The sequence below is a fragment of the Methanobrevibacter sp. genome, assembly GCF_045646045.1.
Classification (GTDB): Archaea; Methanobacteriota; Methanobacteria; order Methanobacteriales; family Methanobacteriaceae; genus Methanocatella.
The window spans coordinates 89,483-96,360 of sequence record NZ_JAZRJY010000026.1 but is presented as its reverse complement, the minus strand read 5'-3'; the positions used below and the strand labels follow the sequence as shown (position 1 = coordinate 96,360).

At 31.7% G+C, this 6,878-nt stretch carries 6 protein-coding genes; 3 read left to right on the top strand and 3 right to left on the bottom strand.

The annotated features are described in order from the left end of the window. A partial coding sequence (locus ACKI5C_RS02010) for a heavy metal translocating P-type ATPase (protein ID WP_407431515.1) occupies positions 1-2,214 on the top strand: 2,214 nt, incomplete at its 5' end. A 201-nt stretch (positions 2,215-2,415) separates the two neighbouring features. Next, the gene (locus tag ACKI5C_RS02005) at positions 2,416-3,786 is read left to right on the top strand and encodes an MATE family efflux transporter (RefSeq protein ID WP_407431513.1); all 1,371 of its coding nucleotides are present in this window, start codon (positions 2,416-2,418) and stop codon (positions 3,784-3,786) included. Here the strand turns inward: ACKI5C_RS02005 and ACKI5C_RS02000 are convergent. Together ACKI5C_RS02000 and ACKI5C_RS01995 are read right to left on the bottom strand one after the other, a co-directional pair. After that, positions 3,783-4,397 carry an ABC transporter ATP-binding protein gene (locus ACKI5C_RS02000; RefSeq protein WP_407431511.1) on the bottom strand — a complete coding sequence of 205 codons (615 nt, stop codon included), beginning with the start codon at positions 4,395-4,397 and terminating at the stop codon, positions 3,783-3,785. The genes ACKI5C_RS02005 and ACKI5C_RS02000 overlap by 4 nt on opposite strands. 1 nt (position 4,398) lies before the next feature. Beyond that, positions 4,399-5,346, bottom strand: coding sequence for an ABC transporter ATP-binding protein (locus ACKI5C_RS01995; protein WP_407431509.1), 948 nt, complete (start codon positions 5,344-5,346; stop codon positions 4,399-4,401). A gap of 187 nt (positions 5,347-5,533) precedes the next feature. Here ACKI5C_RS01995 and ACKI5C_RS01990 point away from each other — a divergent pair, with 187 nt between their 5' ends. Further along, the gene (locus tag ACKI5C_RS01990; RefSeq protein ID WP_407431507.1) at positions 5,534-6,094 is read left to right on the top strand and encodes a GNAT family N-acetyltransferase; all 561 of its coding nucleotides are present in this window, start codon (positions 5,534-5,536) and stop codon (positions 6,092-6,094) included. On the opposite strand, the gene ACKI5C_RS01985 is transcribed toward ACKI5C_RS01990, so the two are convergent. After that, positions 6,089-6,781 (bottom strand): 4Fe-4S double cluster binding domain-containing protein, encoded by a 693-nt coding sequence (locus ACKI5C_RS01985; RefSeq protein WP_407431505.1) that lies wholly within the window; start codon positions 6,779-6,781, stop codon positions 6,089-6,091. The two genes, ACKI5C_RS01990 and ACKI5C_RS01985, sit on opposite strands and share 6 nt — an antisense overlap. Between the last annotated feature and the right edge of the window lie 97 nt (positions 6,782-6,878).

Genomic DNA, 6,878 nt, shown 5'->3' with positions numbered 1-6,878 from the left:
GATTTAAGTGTTTATGACCACAGAGAAAAAATAGATTATGATGAAGATGTGGACATAAACCTTTGTGCCTGTCCTGATTGCGCAGACGATGACGACCATGAGCATCATCACGAGCATGACCATGAGCATGAGCATCATCACGGACATGACCATGAGCATGAGCATCATCACGGACATGACCATGAGCATGAGCATCATCACGGACATGACCATGAGCATGAGCATCATCACGACCAGGATGATGGTGAAATTAGTCTTTGTGCTTGTCCGGATTGTGATGATGATGACGACGGTGATGATGATGGTGGTGATGAATTATTTGCAGAAGGAAAACCTTTAATTGCTAATAGACCAATACAAATCATCCTTGCAAGCGGATTATTATTTGTATTGGGTCATGTTTTTGAATGGTTATCATTTAGCCCTACTATTGTAACTATTACTTATATGGTGGGAGCTGTTATTGCAGGTTATGAAATAGCTATTTTAGCTTATAAATCATTAGTTAAAAAACACACACTTGGTCCTGCAATGTTGGTATGTATTGCCTGTGTTGCTTCATTTATTATTGGACATCCTGAAGAAGGTGCAGCGGTCACTTTCCTTTATTATATTGCAGAATTTTTAGAAGATTACGCTGAAGATAGAGCTAAACGTTCAATTAAATCTTTAGTTGAAATCGCTCCGGATACTGCAAGAGTTAAAGTGGGAGATAAGGAAGAGATTAAAAATGTTGATGAAGTAAATATTGGGGATATTGTTATTGTAAAACCTGGAGATAAAGTGCCTTTGGATGGTGAGGTTATCTCAGGTTCATCTTCAGTAAACCAAGCTTCAATTACTGGTGAAAGTGTACCTGTTTTGAAAGAAGTGGGGGATAATGTATTTTCAGGAACAGTTAATGAAGAAGGATATTTGGAAATTAAAGTAACTACAGCTGCTAAAGATTCAGTTATCTCAAAAATTGTAACTTTAGTTAAAAGATCACAGCTTAATCGTTCCGAAACTGAGACTTTAGTTGAAAGAATAGCAAAATATTATACTCCAATCATGATGATTGGTGCTATTTGTGTTGCATTCATTCCGCCATTATTATTCGGTCAGGACTTAATTGATTGGGTTTATAAAGCTCTTTCACTTTTGGTAATTTCTTGTCCATGCGCATTTTTAATTTCAACACCTGTCGGAATGGTATCTGCTATTACTTCAGCAACTAGAAATGGAGTTATTATTAAAGGAAGTACCTATGTTGAGGAAATGCGTAATATTAAAGCAGTAATCTTTGATAAAACCGGTACTTTAACCGAAGGAAAACTAAAATTAAGTCAAGTTAATATTTTAGATGATAATTATTCCAAAGAGGACATTGTTAAAATTGCTGCATCATTGGAGAATCAATCATCCCACCCAATTGCTAAAGCAGTTGTTGAATATGCGGATGAAAATAACATAATTTTTGATTCAATTGAAGACTTTAGGAATGTTCCGGGTAAAGGTATTATTGCCACCATTAAAGGTGAGCAATACTATGCGGCAAATGAAGCTTTAATTGAAGGAAGTTCCTTTGATATTTCTAAAGATGAAATTAACAAATATTATAGTGAAGGTAAAACTTTAATTTTTGTTGGAAATTCCAAAAACGTTTTGGGTATTATTATGGTATCGGATAAACTTAGGGATAATGCTTCAGATGTTATCGCCGATTTAAAAAATCAGGGTGTAAAAACTTTCATGTTAACTGGTGATAATAAAGGTGCTGCAAAAAGTGTTGCATCTGAAATTGGAGTTGACTATGTGTATTCAAATTTAATGCCTGAAGATAAGTTAAACATCTTGGATACAATCAGAAATAAATTCGGTGAAGTGGCTATGGTCGGTGACGGTATAAATGATGCACCTGCCCTAGCACGTTCAAATATTGGTATTGCTATGGGTGCAGCAGGTTCTGATGTGGCTATTGAAACAGCGGACATTGCATTAATGCAGGATGATATTTCTAAACTCCCTTATTTATTTAGTTTAAGCCGTAAAACAATGGGTATTATTAAACAGAATATATCTCTTGCTATTGCAATAAAATTATTATGTGTAGTACTTGCAATTATGGGAATTATTACATTAATGATGTCTGTTGGTTTTGGTGATTTGGGATTAACAATACTTGTTATCTTAAACTCATTTAGAATTGGAATGGTGAAAGATCCACTATTCTAATTTATTTCTTTTTTTTAAATTAATCATCTAATCAGACCCAATATTAATGGGTGTCCAGAATAAAGATTAAAAGAATTATTTATTTAAATTTTAAACAATTTAAAAATTACTATGTTATTTATTTTTAATTTGGGGTATTCTATTAAAAAATAATGTTTTCTTGATTAATTTTATATCTGATTAAATTCCTAATATTTACATATGTTGGGTAATAATCAATCAAATTCTGTGGATATGATGCTTCATAATCCCAAAAAAGCATTAATAAAAATGTCTATTCCGTTGATTATTTCATTACTCATAACCAGTTTTTATAATCTGATTGATGCTGCTTGGGTGTCTGGTCTTGGTGCCGATGCTCTTGCAGGTGTTGGATTTTTTACACCAATATTCATGATTCTTGTTGGATTTGGAAATGGTTTAGGTTCGGGAGCTGCTTTTGCATTATCAAAATATCTTGGCGAAGAAAATAAATTAAAAGCCGATAATGCTTCTGTTCATTCAATTATAATTAACATTATAGTTTCAATATTAATAACCGTAATATTATTGATTTTATTAGTCCCTATTTTAAATGCAATGGGTGCAGGTAAAACAATCGGTTATGCTACAGATTATGGTGTAATTATTCTTTTAGGTTCAATTTTTATTATCTTTTCCAATGCATTGTATGGTATTTTTAGGGGTGAGGGTGATACTACTCGACCGATGTACGCTATGATGGCTTCAGCTATTCTAAATATGATTTTGGATCCTATTTTTATTTATAATTTAAATTTGGGTGTTAAAGGTGCAGCTTTTGCAACTATAATTTCATCAATATTTGTTATTTTAATTTTGATATATTGGTTTTATATAAAAAAAGATACTTATTTAAGGCCTAATCTTTCTAATTTAAACTTTGATAGGGATATTTCAAAAGATATAATTAAAGTAGGCATTCCTGCAAGTGTTCAACTTTTAAATAATGCATTTTTTGCTGCGGTTTTTTCTGCACTTCTTGCTTTTGTCGGGTCAACTGATTCCGTTGCTGTTTACTCAACGGGATGGAGAATTGTAACTATTGGAACGACTCCATTACTTGCTATCGGAACTGCATTAATCAGCATAATTGCGGCTAATTATGGTGCAAGAAATTATATGAATATTCAAATTGCCCACAGATATGCAATGAAAATTTCAATTATTATTGCAGTTTTCGTTGCGATTTTAACCAATGTATTTGCAGGAGATATTACTTCAGTATTTGCATCTAGCGGAAGTAGTGTGAGAATTGCTTCAGAGTTAACCAGTTTTCTTTCCTGGATTGTAATATATTACCCAACAATGGCGGTTGGTGTTGCTTCAACTTATGTTTTCCAGGGCATTGGAAAAGGAATAACAGCAATGTTTCAAACAATATTGAGGGAAACGGGTTTTACAATATTTTTTGCAGTATTATTTGCTGTTTTCTTAGGTTATGGTGTATGGGGAGCCTGGATGGGTATTGTATTGGGTGAGATTGTTTCAAATAACATTACGATGATTTGGGCAGATTATGTAATTAAAAAATTAATAAGTATTAATGATTAAGCACCATTAATATCTTTTAAATAGATTTTATCATCACATATGGTGTCCACTAAATCCATATCGTGACTTACGAGTAAAAATCCCATATTTCTTTTCTTAACTATTTTTAAAACTGAATCTAAAATTTGTACTTGTGTTATTGCATCAAGCATTGTTGTCATTTCATCAGCTATTAAAAATTTCGTTTCTGGATTTAAGGATCTTAGAACAGAAAATCTTTGAAGTTCTCCTCCGGATAACTCCTGTGGAAAACGTGTTAACCATGATTTTTGAATACCAAATTCAGATAATGTTTCATCATCAACGTCCCATGATTCTTCCAATACCTTTGCCATTTTCCATTTTGGATTCATTACTTTTTCTGGGTGCTGATAAATTAACTGAACAGGTTTAAATCCTTTTTTTGGCAATGGATTACCATCAAAAGTTACACTGCCTTCATAGTTTGTAACGTATCCTGATAATATTTTGCATAGTGTTGATTTTCCACTTCCACTGTCTCCAATTAAACCCATTATTTTGTTATTATCCAATTCCAGATTGATATCTTTTAACAGGTATTCTTTAGCTGATGGATATTTGAATGAGATATTTGTTGCTTTAAGTTCCATTTTATGCACCTTCCTCGTATTTGAAACATCTTATTTTCTTGTTTCCAAGGCTTATTAATTGAGGTCTTTCTTTTTTGCATCTGTCAAATGCCATTTCACATCTGTTATAGTACGGACAGCCATCAGGTATTTCTCCATGTAGTGGCTGGTGACCTTTTTTCAGTTCAAATCCGTTTGCGGGCAGAGCTTTATAAAGTGCTTTGGTATATGGGTGGAGTAAGTTTTCACCATCTCCTGAGAAATCTTTGTTTTCGGCAATTTCTATTACATAACCGGCATAAAATATTCCTATTCTGTCTGCAATTTCAAGTGCTGCATGAATATCGTGCGTAATCAGTAAAACACCTACACCATCATCTTTCATCTTTTTGAAATGATTCAAGGTTTCCTGAACTGTCTTTTCATCTAAACCCGGTGTAGGTTCATCTGCAACAACTAATTTCGGATCAGATAAAAGTGCTGTTGATACAAGTACACGTCTTGCCATTCCTCCGGATAATTGGAAGGGATACATATCGTCAACTTCAGGACCTAAATTATACCGTTGAAATATTTCTCGTTGTTTGGCTTTTTTTTCTTTTTTTTCTGCATCATTTTCAGTTTTACCGATTGCTTGATTAGATATTTTCATTAAAGGGTCTAAAAAATTAACTGATTGTGGTATCAATGTTATTTCTTTTCCTCTGAGTTCTTCTTTGTCTTCTTGTGATAATTCTTTTCCTTTGTATTTTATTTTTCCATTTAAATTCGCATTTTCAGGCAAAATTCCAAATATTGCATGAGCAAGTAAACTTTTTCCAGAACCGCTTGAACCTAAAATAGCTAAAATTTCACCTTCAGATACATCTAATGTTAAATCTGTGATTACTTTCAAATCACGTTGATTTAATCCCTGTACGTATTGAATAAATGAAATTGATACATTTTCCACGTCCAATAACTTTTCCATTATTTCACCCATAATAATTTTTCAAATTTGAAAATATTGAGTAATTGAGGTTGATTAATTTTCAAATAATAATCTTTAAATACTATTTTATTCCTTATCAATATTAAAGTTATTCAAAATTTATTAAAAAGTATTACTATTTTAGTAAGTTATTTTATATAAAGTATTACTTTTTTGTGGTGTCAATATGAAAGTTACAATAAAAAAACTAATTAATGATTCAAAAATGATTAACGATGTTCAAAAATTCTTATTTGACCAAATAAAAAGAGAATTTGGATATGGTTATGTTCCTAAATGGCATCAAGACATTATGAATATGGAATCTTATTATATTGCCCCTGAAAAAAATAATTTTTTTGTTGCTTATAATGAAAACCGTGAAATTATTGCAACAATTGGTATTCGAGCTTATGATAAAGATTTTCCGGAATTTAGAAATATCTATTCAAAAAATACCACTTCAAGTATCTGGAGATTATTTGTTGACAGAAAATACAGGCGTTGTGGTCTTGCTTCAAAAATGTTTAGTGTTGCTGAAACTTTTGCTAATACTTGTGGTTATGAAAATATTTATTTGCATACACATAAGACATTGCCTGGAGCTATTGAATATTGGACTAAAATGGGATTTGTTGTCATGTTAGATTCAAATGACGAATTGGAAACAGTCCATATGGATAAAAAGATTCATGGTATGGAACTAAATTACCATTCATCTATTTTTCAATATGCAGTCACATTATGACTTTTTAATATATTTTTGTGTGTGTGGACAGGCATAGATGCATTTTCCGCATACGGTATCTTCTTTTCCTAAGTTTTCATAGGATACTATAAGTGCATACTTTTCGCATTTTTTATCGTCGTAAAAATCATTTCTTTTAAGTTTATAATTCCACTCTTTCCCACTGATTGCACCGCCAGGACATGCTTCCATACATTCTATGCATTTTCCACATTTTGACTTAAGTATAGGCTTTCCTAAATCAAGTGGTGCATTTGTTAGAACTGATGATAATCTTAAAGCTGATCCGAATTTGGTTGTTGTAAATAATGCGGATTTGCCAATCCATCCTAAACCTGCACGTGTAGCTATTGTTTTATGTGGCAATTCAAAGCTATTGTTTTCACCAAAATCAGTACCCAATCTCTTTTTTGTTTGGGCATATGCATTATATCCTTTATCAATTAAGAATTCTTCACATTTCATTCCCAGTTCATCTAATCTTGTGTTTAAACTTACTAATTCATTAACATAGTCTTGGGTTGGTGCATTTTGCATATTTTTAATGATATCTTTTGGATAAGTTATATAAAAAACAACTCCATTATCCAATCCTTTTTTTGGAGAAAAACCGGTAATGTCTGCATAACCTACTGCTGTTGCACCATTTTCAAGTAAATATTCTTTTAATTTATTGGATAATGACATGATTTATAATATTTCTTTTTAATTTTATATTAAATTAATTATTACTTTTGTTTTTTCATTAATTAATATAATATTTTTAAGTTTTGTTATTATTTTT